This is a genomic window from Propioniciclava flava (assembly GCF_004126535.1).
GTDB lineage: Bacteria > Actinomycetota > Actinomycetes > Propionibacteriales > Propionibacteriaceae > Propioniciclava > Propioniciclava flava.
Window position 1 is genome coordinate 63,330 of record NZ_PPCV01000003.1, and the last position, 22,973, is coordinate 86,302.

General features: G+C 67.4%; 20 protein-coding genes. 18 read left to right on the plus strand and 2 right to left on the minus strand.

The genetic code is table 11. The features are described from left to right. Nucleotides 1-41 precede the first annotated feature (41 nt). The 18 genes from C1706_RS05040 to C1706_RS14940 all read left to right on the plus strand — a co-directional run bounded on the left by C1706_RS05040 (nucleotide 42) and on the right by C1706_RS14940 (nucleotide 19,651). Nucleotides 42-1,928, plus strand: coding sequence for an NAD-dependent epimerase/dehydratase family protein (locus tag C1706_RS05040; RefSeq protein WP_164987436.1), 1,887 nt, complete (start codon nucleotides 42-44; stop codon nucleotides 1,926-1,928). Then, nucleotides 1,928-3,232, plus strand: a complete 1,305-nt coding sequence (locus C1706_RS05045) for a F390 synthetase-related protein (protein ID WP_129458144.1) — start codon at nucleotides 1,928-1,930, stop codon at nucleotides 3,230-3,232. Before C1706_RS05040 ends, C1706_RS05045 begins: the two co-directional genes overlap by 1 nt. Nucleotides 3,233-3,304: 72 nt before the next feature. Then, nucleotides 3,305-3,685, plus strand: a complete 381-nt coding sequence (locus C1706_RS05050; protein WP_129458145.1) for a hypothetical protein — start codon at nucleotides 3,305-3,307, stop codon at nucleotides 3,683-3,685. 181 nt (nucleotides 3,686-3,866) lie between these two features. Then, nucleotides 3,867-4,796: a 3-oxoacyl-[acyl-carrier-protein] synthase III C-terminal domain-containing protein gene (locus C1706_RS05055; protein WP_129458146.1), complete on the plus strand. Its 930-nt coding sequence runs from the start codon at nucleotides 3,867-3,869 to the stop codon at nucleotides 4,794-4,796. Between the two features lie 207 nt (nucleotides 4,797-5,003). After that, nucleotides 5,004-6,110: a PucR family transcriptional regulator gene (locus tag C1706_RS05060; RefSeq protein ID WP_129458147.1), complete on the plus strand. Its 1,107-nt coding sequence runs from the start codon at nucleotides 5,004-5,006 to the stop codon at nucleotides 6,108-6,110. 190 nt (nucleotides 6,111-6,300) lie between these two features. Next, nucleotides 6,301-7,020: a CoA transferase subunit A gene (locus C1706_RS05065; RefSeq protein WP_129458148.1), complete on the plus strand. Its 720-nt coding sequence runs from the start codon at nucleotides 6,301-6,303 to the stop codon at nucleotides 7,018-7,020. Then, on the plus strand, nucleotides 7,017-7,655 hold the full coding sequence (locus C1706_RS05070) for a CoA transferase subunit B (RefSeq protein WP_129458149.1): 639 nt from the start codon (nucleotides 7,017-7,019) through the stop codon (nucleotides 7,653-7,655). Before C1706_RS05065 ends, C1706_RS05070 begins: the two co-directional genes overlap by 4 nt. Before the next feature lie 13 nt (nucleotides 7,656-7,668). Beyond that, nucleotides 7,669-9,075 carry a GntP family permease gene (locus C1706_RS05075; RefSeq protein WP_206660988.1) on the plus strand — a complete coding sequence of 469 codons (1,407 nt, stop codon included), beginning with the start codon at nucleotides 7,669-7,671 and terminating at the stop codon, nucleotides 9,073-9,075. A 12-nt stretch (nucleotides 9,076-9,087) separates the two neighbouring features. Then, nucleotides 9,088-9,849: an SDR family NAD(P)-dependent oxidoreductase gene (locus C1706_RS05080; protein WP_129458150.1), complete on the plus strand. Its 762-nt coding sequence runs from the start codon at nucleotides 9,088-9,090 to the stop codon at nucleotides 9,847-9,849. A 21-nt stretch (nucleotides 9,850-9,870) separates the two neighbouring features. Further along, entirely contained in the window at nucleotides 9,871-11,058 is a 1,188-nt protein-coding gene (locus C1706_RS05085) for a thiolase family protein (RefSeq protein WP_241653442.1), read from the plus strand. Between the two features lie 193 nt (nucleotides 11,059-11,251). After that, entirely contained in the window at nucleotides 11,252-12,322 is a 1,071-nt protein-coding gene (locus C1706_RS05090; RefSeq protein WP_129458151.1) for a lactate/malate family dehydrogenase, read from the plus strand. After that, nucleotides 12,319-12,798 carry an ACT domain-containing protein gene (locus C1706_RS05095; protein ID WP_129458152.1) on the plus strand — a complete coding sequence of 160 codons (480 nt, stop codon included), beginning with the start codon at nucleotides 12,319-12,321 and terminating at the stop codon, nucleotides 12,796-12,798. The genes C1706_RS05090 and C1706_RS05095 overlap by 4 nt, the downstream gene beginning before the upstream one ends. 105 nt (nucleotides 12,799-12,903) lie before the next feature. Next, nucleotides 12,904-14,169, plus strand: a complete 1,266-nt coding sequence (locus C1706_RS05100) for an MFS transporter (protein WP_129458153.1) — start codon at nucleotides 12,904-12,906, stop codon at nucleotides 14,167-14,169. Nucleotides 14,170-14,480: 311 nt separating this feature from the next. Then, the gene (locus C1706_RS15040) at nucleotides 14,481-14,663 is read left to right on the plus strand and encodes a hypothetical protein (RefSeq protein WP_489687006.1); all 183 of its coding nucleotides are present in this window, start codon (nucleotides 14,481-14,483) and stop codon (nucleotides 14,661-14,663) included. A 4-nt stretch (nucleotides 14,664-14,667) separates the two neighbouring features. Beyond that, complete coding sequence (locus tag C1706_RS05105; protein WP_129458154.1) at nucleotides 14,668-16,812, plus strand: glycoside hydrolase domain-containing protein; 2,145 nt, start codon at nucleotides 14,668-14,670, stop codon at nucleotides 16,810-16,812. Nucleotides 16,813-17,275: 463 nt separating this feature from the next. Beyond that, complete coding sequence (locus tag C1706_RS05110; RefSeq protein WP_129458155.1) at nucleotides 17,276-17,791, plus strand: hypothetical protein; 516 nt, start codon at nucleotides 17,276-17,278, stop codon at nucleotides 17,789-17,791. After that, nucleotides 17,791-18,345: a hypothetical protein gene (locus C1706_RS05115; protein ID WP_129458156.1), complete on the plus strand. Its 555-nt coding sequence runs from the start codon at nucleotides 17,791-17,793 to the stop codon at nucleotides 18,343-18,345. Before C1706_RS05110 ends, C1706_RS05115 begins: the two co-directional genes overlap by 1 nt. A gap of 1,039 nt (nucleotides 18,346-19,384) precedes the next feature. Next, on the plus strand, nucleotides 19,385-19,651 hold the full coding sequence (locus tag C1706_RS14940) for a peptidoglycan-binding domain-containing protein (RefSeq protein ID WP_431830687.1): 267 nt from the start codon (nucleotides 19,385-19,387) through the stop codon (nucleotides 19,649-19,651). Nucleotides 19,652-19,707: 56 nt separating this feature from the next. Here the strand turns inward: C1706_RS14940 and C1706_RS14290 are convergent, their stop codons facing one another. Next, nucleotides 19,708-20,007, minus strand: coding sequence for a hypothetical protein (locus C1706_RS14290; RefSeq protein WP_129458158.1), 300 nt, complete (start codon nucleotides 20,005-20,007; stop codon nucleotides 19,708-19,710). Nucleotides 20,008-20,417: 410 nt separating this feature from the next. After that, nucleotides 20,418-22,952 (minus strand): PEP/pyruvate-binding domain-containing protein, encoded by a 2,535-nt coding sequence (locus C1706_RS05135; protein WP_129458159.1) that lies wholly within the window; start codon nucleotides 22,950-22,952, stop codon nucleotides 20,418-20,420. Nucleotides 22,953-22,973 lie beyond the last annotated feature (21 nt).

The window sequence follows — 22,973 nt, forward strand, 5'->3', positions numbered from 1 at the left end:
GCCGCGACGCGGCTGAGGAGGCGTTGACTAGCATGAGCGGCATGCCCCACCCCTCACGCGTCCTGGTCACCGGAGCCAGCGGCTTCCTCGGCGGGTACGTGGTCCGCGATCTGGCCGAGCACGGCCACACGGTGGTGGCCACCGGCCGCAACCTGACCGCGCTCCGCGACCTGGGCGACGCCGCCGCCGACCTCATCGTCGGCGACCTCAGCGTCCTGCCCGAGCACCGCACCGAGGTGGACGCCGTGATCCACGCCGCCGCCCTCTCGACGCCCTGGGGCCGTCGAGCAGACTTCGAGCGCGCCAACGTGGCGGGCACCCGGGCGGCGATCGAGTTCGCGCGCCGCAACGGGGCGCGCCGGTTCGTGCTGGTCTCCTCCCCCAGCGTGTACGCCGCGCCACGGGACCACCTCGGCCTGCGCGAGGGCGACGCGGATCCGCGCAACCGGCTCAACGAGTACATCCGCACCAAGCTCGCCGCCGAGCGGCTGGTGATCGACGCGCAGGCCCGCGGGGTGGTCCCCGAGGCGGTCATCCTGCGCCCGCGGGGGCTGATCGGCGTCGGCGACCCGAGTCTGGTACCGCGTCTGCTGCGCGTTTACGAGCGGATCGGCGTCCCTGTGTTCGGTGACGGCTCCCAACTCATCGACGTGACGGCCGTGGAGAACGTCGCCGCCGCCCTGCGGCTCAGCCTGGATCACGGCGACCCGCGGGCGGGCACCTACAACGTCACCAACGGCGACCCGCGCCCGTTCGGGGCCCTGCTGGATCAACTGCTGGACGCCTGCGGGCTGCCCCCGCGTCACCGGCGGCTGAACCGCCGAGTCGCCTATGCGGCGGCGGGCGTCCTGGAGGGGGTGTGTGGCGTCTTGCCGACGCGTCCCGAGCCGCCGCTGACCCGTTACACCGTGACGACGATCGCCTACGCCCAGACCCTCGACATCTCCGCGGCCCGCGCCGACTTGGGTTACGAGCCGCTGATCAGCCTGGACGCCGCCCTGGAGCGCATCGGCGCCGCCTACCGGGCTACCTCGGCGTGCGCGGGGCATCCGGCGGCGGGCGCTCCTGTGCAGCAGTCCGCGCCAGCTGCGGCTTCACCCCGGGCGGTCGGCGCACCGCGGCACGGCGACCCGCCCGCCCGGCTGACCCGCTACGTGTGCGGCTCGACGCATCACGACCTGGCGGCGATGTTCAGGGGAGCCCCCCGGGAGCGACGCGTGTTCCCCTCGGCCTGCTACTTGTTCGACGACGGTGCCGGACGCCGCGTCTTGTTCGACACCGGTTACGCCGCCCTGCCGTGGGACACCGGCACCTCCGGCGCGCTGTACCGACGGCTCCTGCCGCCGGTCATCGAGCCCCACCAGACCATCGCCGCCCAACTGCTCGCCGACGGGATCGACCCGGGCAGCGTCAGCCACGTCGTCCTTTCCCATGCGCACCCTGACCACATCGGCGGGCTGGGGGCGTTCCCGGACGCCGAACTGTTGCTGTCCGAGGGCGTCGCGATGAGCCTGCACGCCCCCAAGATCCGCGAGGGCGTCCTCGGCGGGCTGCTGCCTGACGGCTGGGAGGCGCGGCTGCAGATCGTCTGTGACGCCTCCTTCGCGCCGGCCGAGGTCGCCCCCGGCGTCACGCTGGACGCCTTCGATCCGTGGGGGGACGGCGCCTACCGGCTGGTTCACCTGCCCGGGCATGCGCGCGGCCACCTGGGGGCGCTCGTCGACGACGCGGTGCTGCTTGCCGGGGACGCCTCCTGGGGTGCGGAGTTCGTCCCGCACGCCCGTGAGCTGCGGCTGGTGCCCCGGCTGATCCAGCACCAGCCCCACGCCTACGCCCGGACGGCGGCCCTGCTGGGCGACGCCGCGGGCGCCGGGCTGCGGGTGCTGTTCAGCCACGACACCGACGACACCCGCGTCGTGCTGCCCTGATGGGCAAGCCACGCATCGTCGCCGAGTTCGCGGCGACCCGCTGGTTGCGTCGCTGGCGCGACCGCGACGCCCTGGAAGCCCATCAGCTGCGCCTGCTACGCCGCCAAATCCGCTTCTGGAGGCGGCATTCGCGGCGGTTCGCCGACGTGCCCGCCGATGCGGGCCTGGCCGACCTGCCGACGATGGACAAGGCGTCCATGATGGCGGGGTTCGACGACCTGGTGACCGTCCCGCTCACCCGGGCCCAGGCCGAGGAATTGGCGTTGAGCGGTGAGCGCAGCCGCGACTTCACCGGCGACCTGGCGGGCTGTTCGGTGGGGCTGTCGTCGGGCACCACCGGGCATCGTGGCCTGTTCGTCGTCTCCCCGGCCGAGCGGGACGCCTGGGCGGGCACCGTGCTCGCCCGCACCCTGCCGCCGCACCGGCTGTGGGGGCATCGGATCGCCCTGTTCCTGCGCGCCGACAACACCTTGTACGAGTCGGTCGGGTCGAGAGCGGTCACGTTCTCCTACTTCGACCTGTACGCCCCCGAGGCCGAGAACCTGGCGCGGCTGGGCGCCTTCGCGCCGACGATCCTGGTCGCGCCGCCGTCCATGCTGCGCCGGATCGCGGACGCCGTCGCACGGGGCGACCTGACCCTCGCACCGGAGCGGGTGTATGCGGTCGCCGAGGTGCTGGACCCGCGCGACGCCGCCCACATTCGAGCCGCGATGAACCTGCCGGTCCTGCACCAGCTCTACCAATGCACCGAGGGATTCCTGGCGCACACCTGCGCCCACGGCGTCCTGCACCTCAACGAGGACCACGTGATCATCGAGCGGGAGCCGCTGGATGAGCGTCGCTTCGTGCCGGTCGTCACCGACCTGCGACGGCGCGCCCAACCGATCGTCCGGTACCGGCTGGGCGACGTGCTGGTCGCCCGCGAGACGCCCTGCCTGTGTGGCAGCGTGCTGAGCGCGTTGGAGCGGATCGAGGGCCGCGAGGACGACACGTTGCTGCTCCCGTCCGCTGACGGGACGCCGACGCCGGTGTTCGCCGACCTGGTGAGCCGGGCGCTCGTGCACGCCGACGGGTTCGAGGAGTACCGCGTCCGGCAGGTCGGGCGTGAGGCGCTCGACGTGGAGATCTCTCCGTATTCGGCGCAGGCGGAGGCGTCCGTGCGCACGGAACTGGCGACCCTGTGGCGGCAGCTCGGTGTCCGCCCGCCGGCCACGGCGTTCCTGCCCTACCGTTCGGTCGTGGGAACGAAGCTGCGGCGCGTGGAACGCGCCTGGAGGGGAGACGACGCCGACGCTGCGCTCTGACATCCTCGACCCAGGCGAGCACCGGATCAGAGCAGCCCCGGTGCGGACGAGACGAGCACCGGAGGCCAGGACATGGACGACACTCTTTCCCGAGAGGCCTTCCTTGAATCGCTGACGGCACGGGGGTACGTCGTGCGGCGCGTCGCTGCAGGCCGCTACGAACTCACCAGCGTCCCCCAGGCGAGTGTGAACGCCGAGGCGATCCCCCCGGGAGCGAGCGTCACGACCCTCGAACTCGACAGCGCGGACTGGAGCGACTTCATCTCGGCATTCAGTTCCCCGCAGGAGGGGCACGCCTTCGCCGACGAGGTGGCGCACGAACTCGAAACCTCGGTGAGGCCCATCGCCCGGATGGGTGTGAATCGAGAAGACGGGTTCGTTGCCTGGTTCACCGAACGCGTGCCGCAGGAGCCTCGAACCTCGTTTCCTGGCCCCGGCTGGTACGCCTACTAGGAACCCAAGACCTGAAAAGAGGGCACCGCCCACGGCCCAGCGTGGCAGCCAACTCGTCAACCTCATTGCGCGTCGGCGTCCACCGCGGCAGGTGTGTCGGGATTCTCGACACCGCAATGCCCTACCGTTCGGGGTTGAGACCAGTGGCGCGTGGCACGTGCCTGGAGGGGAGACGGCGCTGATGCGTCACTGTGAGATCGCCGGGACCGGCACCTGGCTGCCGGCCGCGACGGTGACGTTCGGCACGCACACCCGCTACCGGATCGCCCCAGACGAGTCCCACCTGGACGCCCTGGCGACTGCGGCCCGACGAGCGCTGGCTGCCGCGGGAATCACCGCCGAGGATGTCGATTGCCTGATCGGGGCGAGTGCTGCGGGGGTGCAGCCGATCCCCTGCACGGCGGCGCTGGTGCTGGAACAACTCACCACCGGCGGGCACGCGGCCGCGTTCGACGTGAACTCGACCTGCACCAGCTTCATCACCGCCCTCGACGTGGCCTCCCGCTACCTGGAGGCGGGCGACTACGAGACCGTCCTGATCGTCAGCGGGGACGTGGGCACCAGGTTCCTCAATCCCGATCAGCCCGAGAGCTTCTCGTTGTTCTCCGACGCGGCCGCCGCCGTGGTGCTGCGCCGCACCGACCGGCACGCCGGGGTCCTCGCTAGCGCGCAGCGCACCTGGCCCGAGCACGCTCACGACACCGAGCTGCGGGGCGGGCTGTCGGCGCATCCGGCGTCCGCCTACGCCACCGGCGACCCGGCCGACTACCTGTTCGACATGGACGGCCGCGCCGCCCTGTTGGGCATGATGCGCAAGCTCCCCGACTTCTTCGACGGCTTCTTCGCCCGCTCAGGGCTGAACGTCACCGACTGTGATCTGGTGGTGCCGCACCAGGCCAGCCCCGCCATGGCCCCCACGATGCTCCGACTCGGATTCGCCGAAGGACAGTTCATCGACGAGGTGGAGACCTACGGAAACATGGTGTCCGCGTCGGTGCCTTTCGCGTTCATTCGTGCGCTCGAACAAGGCCGCGTCGGCCCCGGCGACACCGTCCTGCTCTGTGGCACGGCCGCAGGTCTCACCGCGAACGCCCTCGCCCTGCGCCTGTAGGGCCCAGGCAGCCGCACCCGTCTGCTTGGCCGGCTGGCCTGAACGCCTGCTGCGGCGCACACCGGAACGGGGGCAGTCACGACAAGCCCTGAGGTTGCCCGTAGCATGGGCCGGAACGGTCGCTGACGAGCTGCTGCCCACCGGTGGGCGCGCCGGGGCGGCACAGGGGGTGGCATGGGCGCAGGGCAGCGCGAGCAGACAACCACGATGACCGACGTCGTTGCACGGCTCGGCGAGTCGCTGGCCGACCTCACCGGGCCCACCTGTGACCGGATCTACGCCCAACTCGACAGCTATGCCGCTATCGAGCCGACTGCCCTGGCCTCCGCGGTCGCCCGGAATCTCCGCACCGCACTGACCGCACTGCGGGAAGGACGCGTCCCCGAGCCGACCAGCCTCGATGGTGCCGCCACGACCGCGCGGGAACGCTACGAGTCGGGAGTTCCGGTGGAGGAGATCGTGCGCGGCTTCCGCATCTCCATCGCCCTCATTCAAGAAGAGTTCCTCGACATCGCCTCCTCGACGCGCCTCTCGGTCGAGGACACCGTTGCCGGGTCGCGCATCATGTGGGGCCTCGGCGACGCCTTCAGCACCCGGATCATCACCGAGTACCACCAACTCGCCCTGAACGCCGCCCTTCGCGATGCCCGCCTGCGTACCGCTGCCGTGCACCGCCTCCTCGCCGGGGAAGGACCCGACGCGTCCGCCCTGGTCCCCATCGACGCCCACGCCCCTTACGCCGCGGTCCGCTGCGCGGTAGCCAACCCCGCCGACGTGGAACGCGTCCGCGCCCACCTGGAGGCCACCGGCTCAACGACCAGCACCCGCGCCCTCGTCGCCGCCGACGGCGGGGTGTGTCTCGGCATCGTCGCCACCGAACCGACCGACCCCGGGGTCGCCGTCGGCATCGGCCCCTTCGTCCCGCCCAAAGAGCTGCCCCGTTCCGACCGGGTCGCCCGCCAGGCGCTGCAACTCGCGGCCCGGCTCGGGCGCGACGGCGTCCAGGGCATCACGACGCTCGGCTGGCGGATGGCGGCCGCGTCACGGCCCGACGTGTGGCGGATGTACGCCGACCGGTTCCGTACCCCGCTGGAGGCCGAAGGCGAGTTCGGGGCCGAACTGCGCGCCGCCGTCCTGGCCTGGCTGGAGCACCAGCACAGCGTCAACAAGGCCGCCGCCGCGATCAACGTCCACGCCAACACGCTGCGCTACCGACTGCGCCGCTACGCCGACATCACCGGCTGCGATCTCGGTGATGTGGACGACCTGATGGGCGTCACCTGGGCGCTCGAACTGGACCACCCCGACCATTAGGACACCCCAGCACTACACGTTGTAGTTTCGTACAATCGCACGACGTAGAACGCTGGAGTTCCGTCCGTAGCCACGCGATCACCCGTTGTCTAGCGTGGACGCCAACACCGAAGTTGGAGATCCGAACGAAGACGTTCCGGCCAGCCTCGGCGTGATCCCACGTGTATCACTCGCCAGAAAGGGCCATGTGATGACCAAAGTCATCGATGACATCGCGCCCGCACTGAACGAGCACCTGCGTGATGGCATGACCATCGCTGTCGGTGGATTCGGGCTGTGCGGCATCCCCTCCGACCTGATTCGCGTCGTCCGCGACTCCGGCGTCAAGGACCTCACCATCGTGTCCAACAACCTGGGCGTCGACGGCAAGGGGCTGGGCCTCCTACTGGAGAACGATCAGATCACCAAGGTGCTGTCCAGCTACGTCGGTGAGAACAAGTTCTTCATGCAGCAGTACATCGACGGCGCCATCGACGTCGAGTTCGTCCCGCAGGGCACCCTGGCCGAGCGGATGCGCGCGGGCGGGTCGGGTATCCCCGGCTTCTACACCCGCACCGGCGTCGGGACGCTGGTCGCCGAGGGCAAGCCGACCATGGACTTCGACGGGGAGACCTACATCCTCGAACGGGGCATCGTCGCCGACCTTGCCCTGGTGCACGCGCACACCGCCGACACCGACGGCAACCTCGTCTACCGGCTGACCGCGCGGAACTTCAACCCGCTGGCCGCCATGTGCGGCCAGGTGACCTTCGCCCAAGCCGAGCACATCGTCGCGCTCGGGGACATCAACCCCGACCACATCGTGACGCCGGGGGTTTACATCCACGCGGTGGCCCAGGCGGTCACCCCGACCGACATCGAACAGCACACCGTCCGCCCGCGGCCGGTCACCGAGGAGGCCCTGGCATGAGCTGGACGCGCGACGAGATGGCCGCGATCGCGGCCTCCGAACTCCACGACGGCGACTACGTCAACCTCGGCATCGGCATGCCGACCCTGGTCGCCAACAACCTGCCCGAGGGCGTCCGGGTCGTGCTGCAAAGCGAGAACGGCATCCTCGGCATGGGCCCCTTCCCCTACGAGGGCGATGAGGACGCCGACCTGATCAACGCTGGCAAGCAGACCGTCACCTTGCTGCCGGGAGCGGTGATCTTCGATTCGGCCACCTCCTTCGGCATGATCCGCGGCGGCAAGATGGCTGCCGCCATCCTGGGCGCCATGCAGGTCGCGGGCAACGGCGACCTTGCCAACTGGCAGATCCCCGGCAAGCTCGTCAAGGGCATGGGCGGCGCCATGGATCTGGTTGCCGGCACCCGACGCGTCATCGTGATGACCGAGCACGTCGCCAAGGACGGCACACCCAAGATCGTCCACGAGTGCACCCTGCCGCTGACCGGCGTCGGTGTCGTGGACCGCATCATCACCGACCTGGCCGTGTTCGACGTCACACAGGACGGCCTCGTCCTGCGCGAACTGGCCCCCGGCGTCACCGAGGACGAGGTCCGAGCCAAGACGGAGCCGGCGTTCACCGCCGCGCTCGACTGAAAGGCCACCACTGATGGAATGGCTGTCCCTCATCATCGTGGTCGGTGCGCTGGCCTTCTTGATGTTCATGGCCTACAAGGGCCACAGCGTCATCTTGTTCGCCCCGATCGCCGCCATGGGCGCGGTCCTGCTCACCGACCCGGCGCTAGTCGCGCCCATGTTCTCCGGCCTGTTCATGAGCAAGATGGTCGGGTTCATCCAAAGCTACTTCCCGGTGTTCCTGCTGGGTGCCATCTTCGGCAAGCTCATGGAGATCTCCGGCTTTGCCAAGTCGATCGTCAGCGCCGTCATCAAGGTCGTCGGTGCCCGTAACGCCATGCTCACCATCGTGCTGGTGGGTGCGCTGCTCACCTACGGCGGCGTCTCGCTGTTCGTGGTGGTCTTCGCGGTCTACCCGTTCGCTGCGGAGATGTTCAAGCAAGGCGACATCCCCAAGCGACTGATCCCCGGCACGATTGCCCTGGGCGCGTTCACCTTCACCATGGACGCCATCCCGGGCACCCCGCAGATCCAGAACATCATCCCGACGACGTTCTTCAACACCACCGGGTATGCGGCCCCCATTCTGGGCCTGGTCGGCGGCGTCTTCGTGTTCATCGTCGGCATGTCCTACCTGGAATGGCAGCGCCGTAAGGCTTTGGCCAACGGCGAAGGCTACGGTGAGGGCCACATCAACGAGCCGACGACCCACGCCACCGACAAACTCCCGCACCCGCTGCTGGCGCTGACGCCTCTCGTGCTGGTGGGCGTCATCAACCTGGTGATGACCCGCGTCATCCCCACATCGTTCGGCAAGGAGATCGTCTTCGACTCCACCGTGGTGGGTAAGCCGGTTCCGATCACCGTCGCCACTTCGGCCAACGTCGCGATCTGGGCCGTGCTGGCAGCCCTGCTGGTGGGCATCGTCTTCGTCGTCGTGACCGCCTTCGGCACGATCCGCAAGCACTTCACCGAGGACGTGAAGCCCGCCATCGCCGGCGCGCTGCTCGCCACGATGAACACCGCATCCGAGTACGGTTTCGGCGCTGTCATCGCGTCCCTGGTCGGCTTCAAGATCGTCGCCAACGCCCTCACCGCGATCCCCGACCCGCTGGTGCGGGAAGCCGTCACGGTCACCTCGCTGGCAGGCATCACCGGTTCCGCGTCCGGCGGCATGAGCATCGCCCTGGGCGCCATGTCGCAGTCCTTCATCGAGTCGGCCAACGCGGTCGGCATCCCGATGGAGGTGCTGCACCGGGTGGCGTCGATGGCCTCAGGCGGCATGGACACCCTGCCGCACAACGGTGCCGTCATCACGCTGCTGGCCGTCACCGGCCTCACGCATAAGACGTCCTACAAGGACATCTTCGCCATGACGATCATCAAGACGCTCGCCGTCTTCGTGATCATCACCCTCTACTACACAACCCACCTGGTCTAGGAGATTCACCACATGAGCACCTACCCGCACTTCCACGACGGACGTCGCGCGCTGGTCACCGGGGCTGCATCGGGCATTGGCCGCGCCGCCGCCATCAAGCTCGCCGAGGCGGGCGCCCACGTGCTGGCCGTCGACCTCAACGCTGAGGGCCTGGACGCGCTAGCCGCCGAAGTTCCCGGCATCGAGGCTGTCCCGTTCGACCTGTCCAACCTCGACGCGATCAGCACCCTGCCCACCGATGTCGACATCCTCGTCAACAACGCTGGCATCCAGACCGTCGCGCCGATCCAGGACTTCCCGGTGGAGCGCTTCGAACTGATCATGAAGGTCATGTTGCACGCGCCCTGGTACCTGATCCGGCAAAGCGTCCCGCACATGTACGCCCAGGGCTGGGGCCGGGTCGTGAACCTGTCCAGCGCCCACGGCCTGCGCGCCTCCGAGTTCAAGTCGGCCTACGTCACGGCCAAGCACGGCCTGGAGGGTTTGTCGAAGGTCGTCGCGCTCGAGGGGGGCCCCTACGGTGTCACCTCGGTGACGGTCAACCCGGCCTACGTGCGGACGCCGCTGGTGGAGAAGCAGATCGCCGAGCAGGCAGCCGCGCACAACATGGGCGAGGACGAAGTCGTCCAGAAGATCATGCTCGACCGCGTCCACGTGAAGCGCCTCATCGAGCCTGAGGAAGTCGGCGAGTTGGTCCTGTTCCTGACCGGGCCCGCGTCGGCGTCCATGAGCGGAACGTCCTACCCCATCGACGGCGCCTGGTCGGCGTACTGAGACTGACAAGGAGAAATGACGATGATGAAGAGTGACGATCCCGTCGTTGTGCTGGGCTACGCCCGCACTCCTGTGGGGAGTTTCGGCAAGTCGCTGGCGAAGGTGCCCGCACACGTGCTGGGGGCGACCGCCGCGAAGGCCGCCCTGGAGCGTTCCGGCGTGAGCGCCGCCGACATCGATGAGTGGATCATCGGCTGTGTCGGGAGCACTGGTACGGACGCCTACATCAGCCGCCGTGTATCCATCGAGGCGGGCGCCGCAGTCGAGTCGACCGCCATGACCGTCAACCGTCTGTGCGGGTCGGCGATGCAGGCGATCGGCCTGGCCGCCCAAGAGCTCATGGTCGGCGAATCGGATCTCGTCGTGGCGGGCGGCACCGAGAACATGTCGGCGCAGCCGTTCATGGACTTTTCGGGGCGCCAAGGCGTCACGCTGGGCAACCGGACGGTTCTCGACGGCACCAATTCGATGATCACCGACCCGTTCACCATGGAGCCGATGGGGATCACCGCAGAGAATGTGGCGCAGCGCTTCGGCGTCACCCGCGAGGAGCAGGACGCCTTCGCACTGGAGTCTCAGCGCCGCGCCCAAGAAGCCCTCGCCAACGGGGCGGTCGCGGACGAGATCACGCCGGTCGTCATCAAGACGCGGCGAGGCGAGGAGGTCATCGATACCGATGAGCACCCGCGCGCCGGTCTGACCTTGGAGAAGCTGGCGGGCATGCGTCCGGCCTTCGATGCTGCGGGCACGGTGACGGCAGGCAACTCGTCCGGTATCAACGATGGCGCCTGCATGCTGGTCCTGACGCGGGCGTCCGTCGCAGCCGAGCGTGGGCTGACGCCGAAGGCGGAACTGGTCGACTTCACGAAGGTCGGCATCGAGCCAGAGATCATGGGGTACGCCCCCAAGCCCGCGATCGAGAAGATCCTCGAACGCAACGGGCTGAGCGCCGACCAGATCGGCTGGTTCGAGATCAACGAGGCGTTCGCCGCGCAGGCGATCCCGGTCATTCGTGATCTCGAACTGGACGAGGCGAAGGTCAACCCGCTCGGCGGCGCGATCGCGTGGGGTCACCCCATCGGCGCGACGGGCGCGATCATCACGGCTCGCCTGATCGAGAACATGGTCAAGGGCGGCCACGAGTACGGCCTGGCATCGATGTGCATCGGCGGCGGCCAGGCCGTCGCCAGCTTGTGGCGCTTGGTGTGAGCGTGAACGTGCGCGCGGGAATCGAGACCGTCCTCACGCGCTGACTCCGGCGCTCGTTCACACGACAGCACGACCGGGAGGGGAGGTCTTTGGCCCTCCCCTCTGTCCGTGACTCGCACGTCCACGCCGCGATCGGCCGGGACGAGCCCGGCGTCGCAACCCGCATGAAACCTCACCCCGCTACCGTGCTCGCATGGATGTGGCGGTGATCGGGGCAGCCGGAGCGATCGGGCGACAGATCTGCGTGCAGTTGATCGAGCGCCGGGTGGTTCCCGTCTCGTCGCGGCTGCAGTTGGTGGCCCGCGAGGGCAGCGCGTCGGCGTCCGCCGTTCACGGGCTGCGCGCCGACCTGATCGACGCCTACGCCGAGCATGCCCCCCTTATCGATGTGGCACTGCACCCCCACGATGTCGTCGCGGACGTCATCGTGATGGCTGCCGGGCGTACTCCGCCCAGCCGGCCCGGGGTCCCGGTCGACCGTCACGCGCTCGCCGCCGACAACCGTGCCCTCTTTCATTCCTACGCCCACGCCATCGCACGGCACGGCAGCGGTCATGAGGTCGTCATCGTCGTGTCCAACCCGGTGGAGCTGGCCGTGTCGGTGTTCGCCGAGGCGCTCGGACGCCATCGCGTCGTCGGCATGGGCGCCTGGCTCGACACGCTGCGCTTCCGGCACGAGATCGCCGGATCGCTGGGCGTCCGCCGCCAAGGCGTTGGCGGGTTCATCGTCGGGCAGCACGGCGACGGCCTGGTGCCACTGTGGTCCAGCGTCCGGTTTACGGGTCTCACGGTGGACGAACGCGTCGAGGCCGTTGCCCGGCTGCGCGGTGAGCGCACCCTCGACGCCTTCCCCGCCGAAGTCGCAGACGCCAAGCTCGCGCTCATGGAACTCGCCCAAACAGACATGCAGGCAGCGTTTGCGCTCATCGACACCTGGCCCCCGGATCTGCGAGCCCTCGCCCGGCCGTGGCTCACGCATCAAAGCGGCGCCAAGACAGCCTCCGGGACGGCGGGCGCCACCGTCGACTTGGTCGACACGGTCTTCGACGGCCGCGAGATCGTCGTCGCAGGCCAAGTTTCCCTGGCCGGGGAGATCACGCTGGCCGGGCGCGAGGTCTATTCGGTGACGGGCGTCCCGATCATCCTGGGCCCCGAAGGGTGGACGCGCGTCGTCTTGGATCCCCTCGCCCCCGACGAAGAACGCCGCCTCGTCAGCGTCATCGGCGACATCACCGCGTCGCTCCACCCGGGGGAGGCCGCATGAACCAGAACGCCGCACCACTGCATCTGGGGCGCTACGTCGCCTATGTGCGCGCTCAGGATCGCCCCGGCTCCCTGACCGCGTTAGCGGAGGTGGTCAGCAGCCGGGGCCTCAGCATGGATTCCTTGGCGACCGGCGATGTGCGCGACGGTACCGCCGTCGTGATCCTCAGCTTCACCGCCAGCGAGCGGCTAGCACGCCTCGTCGAACGCACGCTCAACCGGCTCGCGGTGGCGAGCAGCGTCACCGTCCTGCCCGCCGACGACCCGGCCGTGCGCGCGTCCGGCGTCGTGGAAACCCACGGACTTCCCTTTCAGCCACCCGCTGACGCCGTCGTCACCTGGTCACGCGACCCGGACGCCCAGCCGCTGCTGCTGATCGGCCAACTCCTCGAGGTGGAGAAGGTGATGCGCGCCGCCCGCACTGCAGGCATCACCGCGGCCAGCTACGCCCTCCTGCCGCCGCCACGGCACCCATGAGTGCTCCTCTCTCGTTCCATGATCTGAGCGTTTCGCTCGTGCTCGCCAGGGCCAGATCGCCCCGACCGCCACGGGCGTCGGTGAGCTTCGCTAGCGTCGCTGTCCATGAGGGACGCGTCCGACGAGGGACAGGCACCCGGCACCGGGGCCGAGGCTCCGCGACGTCCGCTGCCCTCGGCGTACCGCTGGTGGCTGGCATCTGATTCCTCGGCTGCGGCAGCCGTGGGGTTGCGCGAGTTCACGCTGCCGCTACTGGCCCTCCTGGTGACGGGGTCGGCGGCCCAGGCAGGGCTGGTGGGCACCGTGCAAGCCGTCCTCACCCAGGTGTGCCTGATCCCCGGCGGGCTGCTCATCGACCGCTTCGACCGCAGACGCCTGATCATGCTGCACGGCGTCATCCAGGCCGTGACGCTGCTGGCGCTGGCCGCCCTCGCCTGGAGCGGCCAGCTCACCCTGGCCCTCCTGGTGGTGGGCGCGGCCCTCGTCGGCATGGCCGGCGGCTGTCTCGGTGAGGCCAGCGACGCCCTGCTGCGCAGCATCGTCCCGGTGGAGCGCTACCCGCAGGCGATCACCCTCAACGAGGGGCGCGACGCCGCCCTGAGGTTGGCGTCCGCGCCCGTCGGCGGCCTGCTGATGGGGATCGCGTCCGGGGCAAGCCTCGCCCTCGCGGGTGTACTGAACGCGCTGTCGGTGGCGCTCATCCAGCCGCTGCGCACCCGCCGCACCGCCGCCACCGACGCACGCGGGGCGTGGTCCCTCTTCGTCGAAGCGGCCCGCTGGCTGCGTCGGCGCCGACGGGCTCACCTGCTGGCGGTGCTGGTGGGGGCGGTGAACTTCAGCGTCAGCGGCGTGATGACCACGACGCAGTTCACCGTGTTCGCCCGCACCGGCCAGGCCCTCGACGCGGGGCTGATCACCACCGCCGCCGGGGTCTCCGTCGTCGTCGGGGCCCTCGTCGCGGGCCTGGTGGTCTCCCGGGTGCGCACCGGGGTGCTGATCCCCGCCACCTTCGCCTGGCTCGCGCTCGGAATGACCGGCGTCGCGCTGTTCCCTAGCGGGCCGACGCTGGTCGTCTTGCTGATGCTCACCTTCCTGGGGGTGCCCGCCGTCAACGCGGGCCTCGCCGGGTTCTTCTTCGGCGCTACCCCCGAGGCCATGCAGGGACGCGTGCAGGCGCTCGTCGGGACGGTGACGGTCGGATTCGGCGCGCTCGCACCGGTCATCGTCGGCGTCGCCCTGCAGGCGTTCGGCACGTCCGTCGCCTACACAATCGCGCTCGGCCCGGTGGTCGTGGCCCTGATCGTGTCCTGCATTGCCCGGCCGATCACCGAGATCCCGCGCCCCGACCGATGGGCAGAACTGGAGCTCTGAGCTGCAGCCAGTCATGCGCGAGGTCGGTGCGGGAGCAGGTTGGCACTTGAGCGGTCAGCCACGCTCGCCTGCGGCCGCGGCGTCCACAAATAATGGCTGATCCGTCAATCAGAACCACCCCCGCCATGTGGATCGATCCATACCGGATGCGCTCCTACTAAAGGACCATTGACCACACCGGCGAGCCGTGCCAACATTGGCCCGGTTGCCATCAAGAAAAATCAAAACGCGCCACTTGACATGCACCCCCGCTCCGGAGTCGGCTGAGCGGCCTGGCCAGTGACAAGTCTGGCCTTTTGAGGAGGATTCGTATGGATCAAGCGGTTTTGGTTGCGCAGCAGTGGGCGAATCGAACTTATGTGGGCAGGGCGGGTTATGTCGCGTGTCCGGAGTCGGGTGTTACTGGTTGGCCCACGATGACATCCCTGACGAGAGCATTGCAGATCGAACTCAAGGTGGGGGTCGACGGTTCGTTTGGCCCAGGTACTTGCTAGTGCGATGGCGGCGTTCGGCGTCGTTACCGCGTCGACGCAGAACAAGAATGTGCTCACCATCGTCCAGTGCGCGATGTATGCAAAGGGGTACGACGGCGGAGGAGCGGATGGCGTCTGGGGTCCACGCACGCTGGCTGGCCTTGAGAAGCTGAAGGGCCACATGGGATTGGCCTCGACCACTGCCACTGTGGACATGAAGGTGATGCGGAGTCTGCTGAATATGGACGCCTACGTGATCATTTGGGATGGAGATCCAGTCGTCCGGGATGTGCAGCGGTGGATGAACGCCACGTTCGTCTCGCGTCGCGACTTCCCGATCATCCCCTGCGATGGATTGTTTAGCCGTGGCGTCCAGAAGGGCCTGGTCTACGCGTTGCAGTACTCACTCGGCCAGGCCGATGGGGCAGCCGATGGGGTGTTCGGCCCAACAACGCGCAATCTCTTGCGTTCAGGCGGTCAGGTATCCAGCGGCTCCAAGGATGTCGGGACGAAGCACTTGGTTCGTCTCTTCAAAGCAGGGTTGATCTTCAACAGCTACGTCAACGTCGATTGGGACTCCACGACCTTTACTGGCACCACGGCAAGTGTAACCAAGGGGTTTCAGTCTTTTTGCCATCTGCCCACGACGGGCCAGGGCGACTATGCGACGTGGTGCAGCCTCCTCTCCTCCACAGGCGATCCTCAGCGGCCAGCGTCTGGAGCTGACTGCATGACCCCACTCAACCAAGATCGGATCAACACTCTGAAGAGCAACTCTGTTGAGATCGTGGGACGCTACATCGCGGGCGGAGTGAACAAACGGATGACGAAGATGGAGGCATCACTCATCGTCCAGAACGGACTCCGGTTCTTTCCTATCTACCAAGAGAACAATGACGCACCGCAGTACTTCACGTACGCCTCTGGGGTGCAGCAAGGCACGGCCGCGATCCAGAACGCTCAGGCCTTGACGATTCCCTTAGGGGCCATCATCTATTTCTGCTGCGACTGGGATCCGAACACTGACGAGATCGACTCCATCATCCTCCCCTTCTTCAGGGGCGTCAGCAGTGCTATCACTTCAGCCGGGAGCCCTTACCGTATTGGAGTCTACGGCACAAGGAATCTGTGCCAAAGAATTTCCTCAGCTGGAATCGGAGTGACCAGTTTCGTTGGGGGGATGTCCTCTGGATGGAGTGGAAATCTGGGGTTCCCGCTCCCAAGCAATTGGGCGTTCGACCAGATCGCGGGAGCCACACTGGGGTCGGGAGCGGGGCGACTCGAAATCGACAGGGACGTGGTTTCCAGCCGGGACAAGGGTGTTGCAGCCCTAGAGGTACCGATCGACCCTGTCAAAGACTACTTCGACTGGCTCCTTCTCCTCGAGGACCGAGCCAGCCAGTGGCGCGCCACCGGAGCCACAACCAAGCCCGCACCATGGCTAGCAGCCGAGTACATCCGGAGTTTACGGACTGCATACACCTCTCCCACATTTAACGCGCTCTGCGGTTTTATTGATGAGGGTTTCATTGGCTTCGCGAACGTCCCGAACGTTCCCAGCGTGGTAGACCCGATCCTAGCTCGGACCGGGGACATTCCTCATTTCGGAGCCGTTCTATGTGCTTGTTTCAATCAGCCGCTCCCTCAATTCAGGATTGCACCCGGGCCCCACGACTTCGGGGGCTGGGCGGGTGATCTGATTTCACTGTCGGCGGAGGTCTTCTTCCAGTTGACCGACAGATCTGAGGGCGCTGGCTATGAGAAGGCAATGACCATGTTGGGGCAGGACCATGGATCCTTCTCGGGCCAGGACTTGATCGCTGACGTAGACGCGGAGGTGGCCTACTGGACGATCCAGACGAACCCAACTCGTCCTCTAGCAGAGTGCCTGCGGGCCTCATACCAGAATGCCGCGGCCGGCGCGGGAAAATACCGTGCGTTTATTGACTTGCGCTTCGGATCGAGGGCTACCCTGCAACGTTCCGCTGAGGCGGTCTTCGGAGCCGGCGGAGATGCCCAATTCGAGGTTTGGAGGGACGGGTGGTGGGGCCTAAACGCTGGCGGTATCTGGGAGAAGGGGTTCGATCTGGCAGTCGCATCAGCTCCCGGGATGTTCCTGGGTGTGGCGAGGGCTTTCAGCGACAAGATGCTCCAGTTGGCGAGGTACTGACATGTCTTCACTGCGCGGGGTCTCCAGACGGGTGCTCCTGGCGGGCACTGGAGGTGTGTTGCTGGCATCATTCACGTGGCAAGAAGGGTGGGCCGCCCCCTCGGAGGGTGTAGAGCCGATCGCCGACTTCGTGGATGTCTTTGTGTCACCCACGTCAGTTCAGCCGGTCCCCCGCGCGCTGGGTTTCGTCGTCCGCGATCCGAGGACCAAAGTTGAGCGCTACGAGGTATCAGGGGATGCAAGTTCCTACGACGTTGCCCCTGAGGCAACCGTGGATGCTGCAGGCACACTGACAAAGGCAAAGATCCGCCGTGCTGCTCCCCGCACACCAAACCAACCGACCCTCCGCGTGGACCTCGCTGACCGGGCAGCAGTCACCGAGATCCTAGTGGGCGTGCTCCCCACGGAGCAGCCGAACTGGGCCATCTCGTCTGCGGTCACACCAACGCAGCAATTCGCTGTGATGAGCGATGGCACTCGCGCGAGCTTGGCACCGCCGCCCGCAGTTGCTGTGGAAGCATGGGGTCTGCGGGTGGTCACCCAATGGGAACGGATCTCCTGGAGCGGTAGGTACCGCAGCTACATTCCCACTCAAGTCATCGTGACGTCCCAAGGGCCCTTCAGCACCCCACCACGGCTCGCCCTCCACCTTCAACTAGACCCCCGACTCGTTGTCAAAATCAACTCCGCCACCCACCTGGAGGGCAGCAAGAAGGTCAGACTCGGGGCACCCCGTCAGATCGCGGCCGGGGAGTGGGCGGTCGATCTGCACGGGTCAATTCCGGCAGGGGAGTCCGCACGAATCGCCGTCAGGATAGATGCCAAGGCACCAACCGGACCACTCCCAGGCTTCCGCACGCCGGTGGTGGATGCTCGGGCCCTTACCGCTGATCGAGCACAGTGGGTCACCGGTGGCGAGTCCTCGACCCGCATCGACAGCATCATCGATGACGCGTCGGCCCGGGAGTGGGGTATGTGATGCCGCGGATAGCGAACTCGTACGACGCGCTGATCTTCGTCGCTCTGGCGACGCCGGTGTGGGTGACCGTCGTGGTGGCATTGATGGTGGTGACCACATCAGGGCGGCCCCGCGTCATCCTCCATCGCCTGCTGCTGACGAGCCCCCTGTGGACCTGGTTCCCGGTGTTGCTGGTGCTGGCGATCACGTATTCGGGTTGGGTGCCCGACACTGAGGCGATCGTGTCCTCCGAGTATGCAGGTATGGACTGGATAATCGTCTTGGTGTTCGGGGGGGCGGCCGGGCTCCTAGCGTGGCTGGTGTGCTTGATCTGGGTACTAGCCAGCACCTACAGCGCCCGCTGGGGTCGCATCCTGATGGGGTGGCCGTTCTGGTTGCTGTCACCGGTGGTGCTGGCGATGGCGTGGTGGGCCGTAGCTCAACGACTGGAAGCGCTCTCGCCGTACGCGTTCTGCCTAGCCTTCGGAGGGTCCGGAGCATGGGTGCTATCCGCCGCCTGGCTGATCGCCCTCCGGCTTCGATCCGGCCAAGAGAAGCCAGCCCATCGTGAATAGATCACGCCGATCGGCTCGGCACTGTCGCGGAGCTGGTGGGAATATGGGGCATCCGCGCAGTGGTGCCGCCGCAACCGGAGTGAGGCCCCACTTTCGACCATCCAATGTCTCGGGGAGTCGGCGTTGATCTACACGGTTCAATACCAGCGGGGTAGTCAACACGGATCGCCGTGAAGGTAGATACCAAACATCAACCGGGCCACTTCCAGGATTCCACACACCGGCGGTGGATGCTCGAGGGCCACCCCCACGACTACGACAGACACGACACCACCAGCCTGTTCGCGGCGATGAACGTCACCGAAGGGACCGTAATCGCTCGCACGCACCGCAGGCACCGGGACGTGAAGCTCAAGAAGTTCATGCAGAAGCACGACTGCGACAAACTGCTCCACCCACAAGCACTCACCCGTGACCTCCTCCAACGCTCAGACCACGACAGCGTCCAAGCGCTGGAGCAGGATCTCCCCGAATGGGTCGCCGCGTGGACGAGAACCCCAAACCCTTCATCAGAACCAAGGCCGTCGACGACATCCTCACTTCCATCGACAGATACCTGAAACGAATTGGCTGCTAGGACGCTAGGTCGCGAAGCAGCACCATCGCCTGGCCGAACGCTCAACCGGGTCAGTGGCACGTCTCCGTTTGGGAGGTGAAGTGTCTGAACTCTCGCCTGAACGGGATCAACCTAAGGACTCATCACCCGCTTCTTGGTAGGCAATCAGCCCCGATTCTCGATATGCTAATGCGGCAGCCACTGAAGACTTGCGCCCCGGCGGCCCGCGGGCCAACACGGCGACCGCGTGCAACGTTTTCCCGCGCAACATGGGGATTTCCTTTCCTCCGGCCAATGTCTAGGCTGGCGCGCAATCGTCCCCATTGGGGCAATAAATGGACTACAGAGGAAAGAACTATGGCATCCGAATGGGAGAACGTCCGTCCGTACCGGCTCCGATGGGTAGGGCAGAACGAGACAGGGTACGTCGGCGAGGCCGCGGGGGGATGGAGCGTGAACGTATCGAAGGACACCTTCACCCCCATGTCACCCGGCACGTGGATTTCTGGGGCGTACGCAGGACCGGCATCCACCACTTGGTGCTCGTGGGTCCGGTCCCGCAACAGCGCGTATAGCGCGATCAAGGTGATCCAATCGAAGGTGGGAGCCGCCGTGGACGGCGTCTTCGGCCCCGCGACGAAAGCTAAGGTGATCGCCTGGCAGCGGGCGCGTGGCCTCAGTCACGACGGCATTGTCGGCCGGAGCACTTGGAATGCCATGTTCCCCAGCGGAGGGACCCAGCCCGTCTAGCTCGAACGGAATAACATCCGCCCTTCACGCCAGGAGGATGCTCCATCCTCACAAGCTCAGGCTCGATATGCCTTACCGTCCTTTGCGCATCGCTCGACAAGCTCGATGGCGTCATATCCCCCCACGATGACCGTCCTGCCAATCCGAGTATTGAAGTCCACTTTGTGTGGCGATGACCGACCGTGCCCGTAGTTGACAGGTTCACCGTTCGAAACGTAGGTCGAGATGGTGTCACCCTCGTCGACCGCGAGCATCTTCCATCCCTCAGCCACCTCCACAACCCAGCCGATGGCTCCCACTGGAGCTATCTCTTCCCGTGTCGCTCGCCGGCACGCGAGCGATGTGGGCGCGGTCACTGTCGGATTCGGAGTTGGGGTGGCCGTCACATTCGGCGACCTGACGAAGTCGGACTCGCTGATACCACCCTCGGGGTCGGCTTAGTTGTGGACTCCGTAGGAGATTCAGTACATCCGGTTACAGCGATAGCAACCACGGCAACCAACAGAGGAACGCAGTACATGCCCTCCTCCATGACTCATCCCTCCGACGTTTACCAGCAGATGGGCCATTCTCTCCGCGTCCGACAGTGCGGCGCTGATCTGGGGACGAGCCGCCTCAGGGTCAACGCTCAACAAATGGGGGCAGCGACGCGGCGAACACCCGCAGCCCGATTCATAGTGTCTCCAAGGCTTCGGAGAGAAACCGGGAGCGTGGATGACAGCCCCCACGCTCCTGGGTGCCCGCAAGACGGCAGCGCGACGTGGGCTCACTCCGTGTCCGGGCCGTCTGCCAGCAGGACACGCCCGGCGTCCCCGTCGACGGTGATCACGTCGCCGTCGTGGATGCGGGCGGTCGCCGATCCGGTGCCCAGCACCGCCGGGATGCCGTATTCGCGGGCCACGATGGAACTGTGCGACAACGGGCCGCCGACGTCGGTGACGACCGCCTTCGCCAGCGCAAACAAGGGCGTGTAGGCGGGCGTCGTGATCGGTGCGACCAGCACATCACCTGGTTGCATGCGCGCGAAGTCTTCCGGGCCACGGAGCAGTCGGGCCGGCCCGGTGGCACGCCCCGCTGAGGCTCCCAGGCCCGTGAGCGTTGGGCCGCTTTGCACCGCCTCGTTACTCGGCATGAATCCCTTGAACAGGCGATACATCAGGCCCTTCGCAGGTAGCCAGCCGGGCGGGGTGACCTGACGGCGGCCCCGCCACTCGGCCTTCCGGGCAGCGACCGCGACCGACGCCGAGGGCCCCACCGGACGCCCCCCATCCCAGGCGGACGCCGCCCGGTCGGCTTCCTCGCCGGTCAACCAGAACACATCATCGGCCACATCCAGGAGGCCGCCGGAGGCAAGCCGCGCCCCCAGTTCCCGCAGCAGCCTGCGCGCGGCAGGCCAGCCCACACCGATGGCCGCCAGGGCGTCCTCACGTAACGGGCCCAGCGCCCGCGCGTTGCCGAGGGCCTTCTCAAGGACGCGGCGCCGCACCGGATCCACGTGAGCGACCAGCCACGCCTGCGCCCGGGCGCGATCCTCTGCCTGGCGAGCCTGACGAGCATCGGGATCGACGGCCTGCCCGCCCAGGGCAAACCGCAGCGCAGCCAGGACAGGTGCCGGATCGTCGGCAGCGACCGGTTGCATGACGTCCAGGTTGTAGGTCGCGTGGCCGTAGCGTGCCAGATGCTCGGCCAGCCGCCCCTCGAATGCGGCCTGCTGAGCCTCGGGGAGAGCATCGCCTGCTACCACGGCGTCCGCGACCCCCGGCGTCTCCCGGCACCATCGCGCCAGCGCGAACAAGGAGCGTTCGGCCCGGATCGGTTCGGAGTCCTCCCCCACCAGGAAGGTGAGCGCCGGGGGACGCCCAGCCCCGTGCACCAGGAGGTCGTACAGCCTGGTGAAGGTGATCTCGGCGGTCGCCGCCTGCGGGATGACGGCCTGCACGTAGGTGTAATAGTCGGCCCCGGCGGCGATCAACTCGGTGGCTCCCCGCAACAGGTCCCGGGCCGACATGGTGGCCGCGTCGACGTCGTTCCACACCCCAGCGATCCGCTGATAGTCGGGCAGGCCGTGCTCGCGCCACTGCGGCACGCCGTTGAGGTCGCTGTGTCGGCCGAACGCGACGCGCATCCCTCGCGGGGTGGCGGCGAGCAGCCGACGCATGCCCGCATTGGAGTAGAAGTAGTAGGCGAACCCATTGAGGGTCACGAAGTCGGTGTCGTCTGGGCTGATCGGGTCGGGCCCGAAGAACCGCCGCAGCACGTGATGCAGGGATTCGGCCACGGCCGGGCGGATCAGGTCGGCGAACAGAGGCGACAACGGATCGGGCATCTGCTCCACAATGGAGGCACGCATGTACATGCCGTCATCGCGCGGGAGCGGCCACGCCGTCGGGGCGGGAGCGACCGGCGGGCGCAGCGCGGTGATGGGCCGGCTCTGGACGAGGAGGAACTCCCCCTGCGCCAACGTCCATTCGATGTCTTGGGGGACACCGAAATGCGCGGCGACGCGGACGCCCAGGGCTGCCAGAGCCACAGCTTGGGCGTCGGTGAGGACGCAGCTGCCGCGCTCCTCTGGCGGCACGTCGGCGGTGGCCGTCCCCGACGAGGTGACGACGGTGCGCACGCGCTTGTCGGCGGTCGTCCGGGAGAGCACCGCATCATCGGCGACGATGATTTCGTCGGGGGTGACCTCACCGCTGACGACCGCCTCCCCCAGGCCGAAGGCCGCGTTGATGACGGCTTCGTCGCGGCGTCCGTTGGCGGGGTTGGCGGTGAACAGGACGCCTGCCGCGTCCGCCACGACGAGACGCTGGACGACCACCGCCAGGCTCACCTCGGCCGAGTCCACCCCTGCGCGGGCACGGTAGGCGACGGCGCGATCCGTCCACAGGGATGCCCAGCAGCGGCGCACTGCATCGAGCAGATCGGGGACACCGTCGATGTTGAGGTAGGTGTCTTGCTGCCCGGCGAAGGACGCCTCGGGCAGATCTTCGGCCGTCGCCGAACTGCGCACCGCAACGGGCCCCTGCCCGAGCGCACGGTAGGCGTCCGTGATCGCCTCGGCCAACGCTTCGGGGATCGGGGCGTCGAACAGGGCACGGGCTGCGGCGGCGTCGGGGGCGTGAGGCAGGGTCCGCCCGATACCTGTCGTAGCCACATAGTCGCGGTAGGCCTCAGTGGTGATGACGAACCCGGGCGGGACAGGGAACCCCGCCTGCACGAGTTCGCCCAGGTTGGCACCCTTGCCACCGGCCAGGGAAAGATCGTCGCGTCCCAGCGCGCCGAGCGGGGCTGTACGAGCCATGTCGTTCTCCTTCGACGCAGG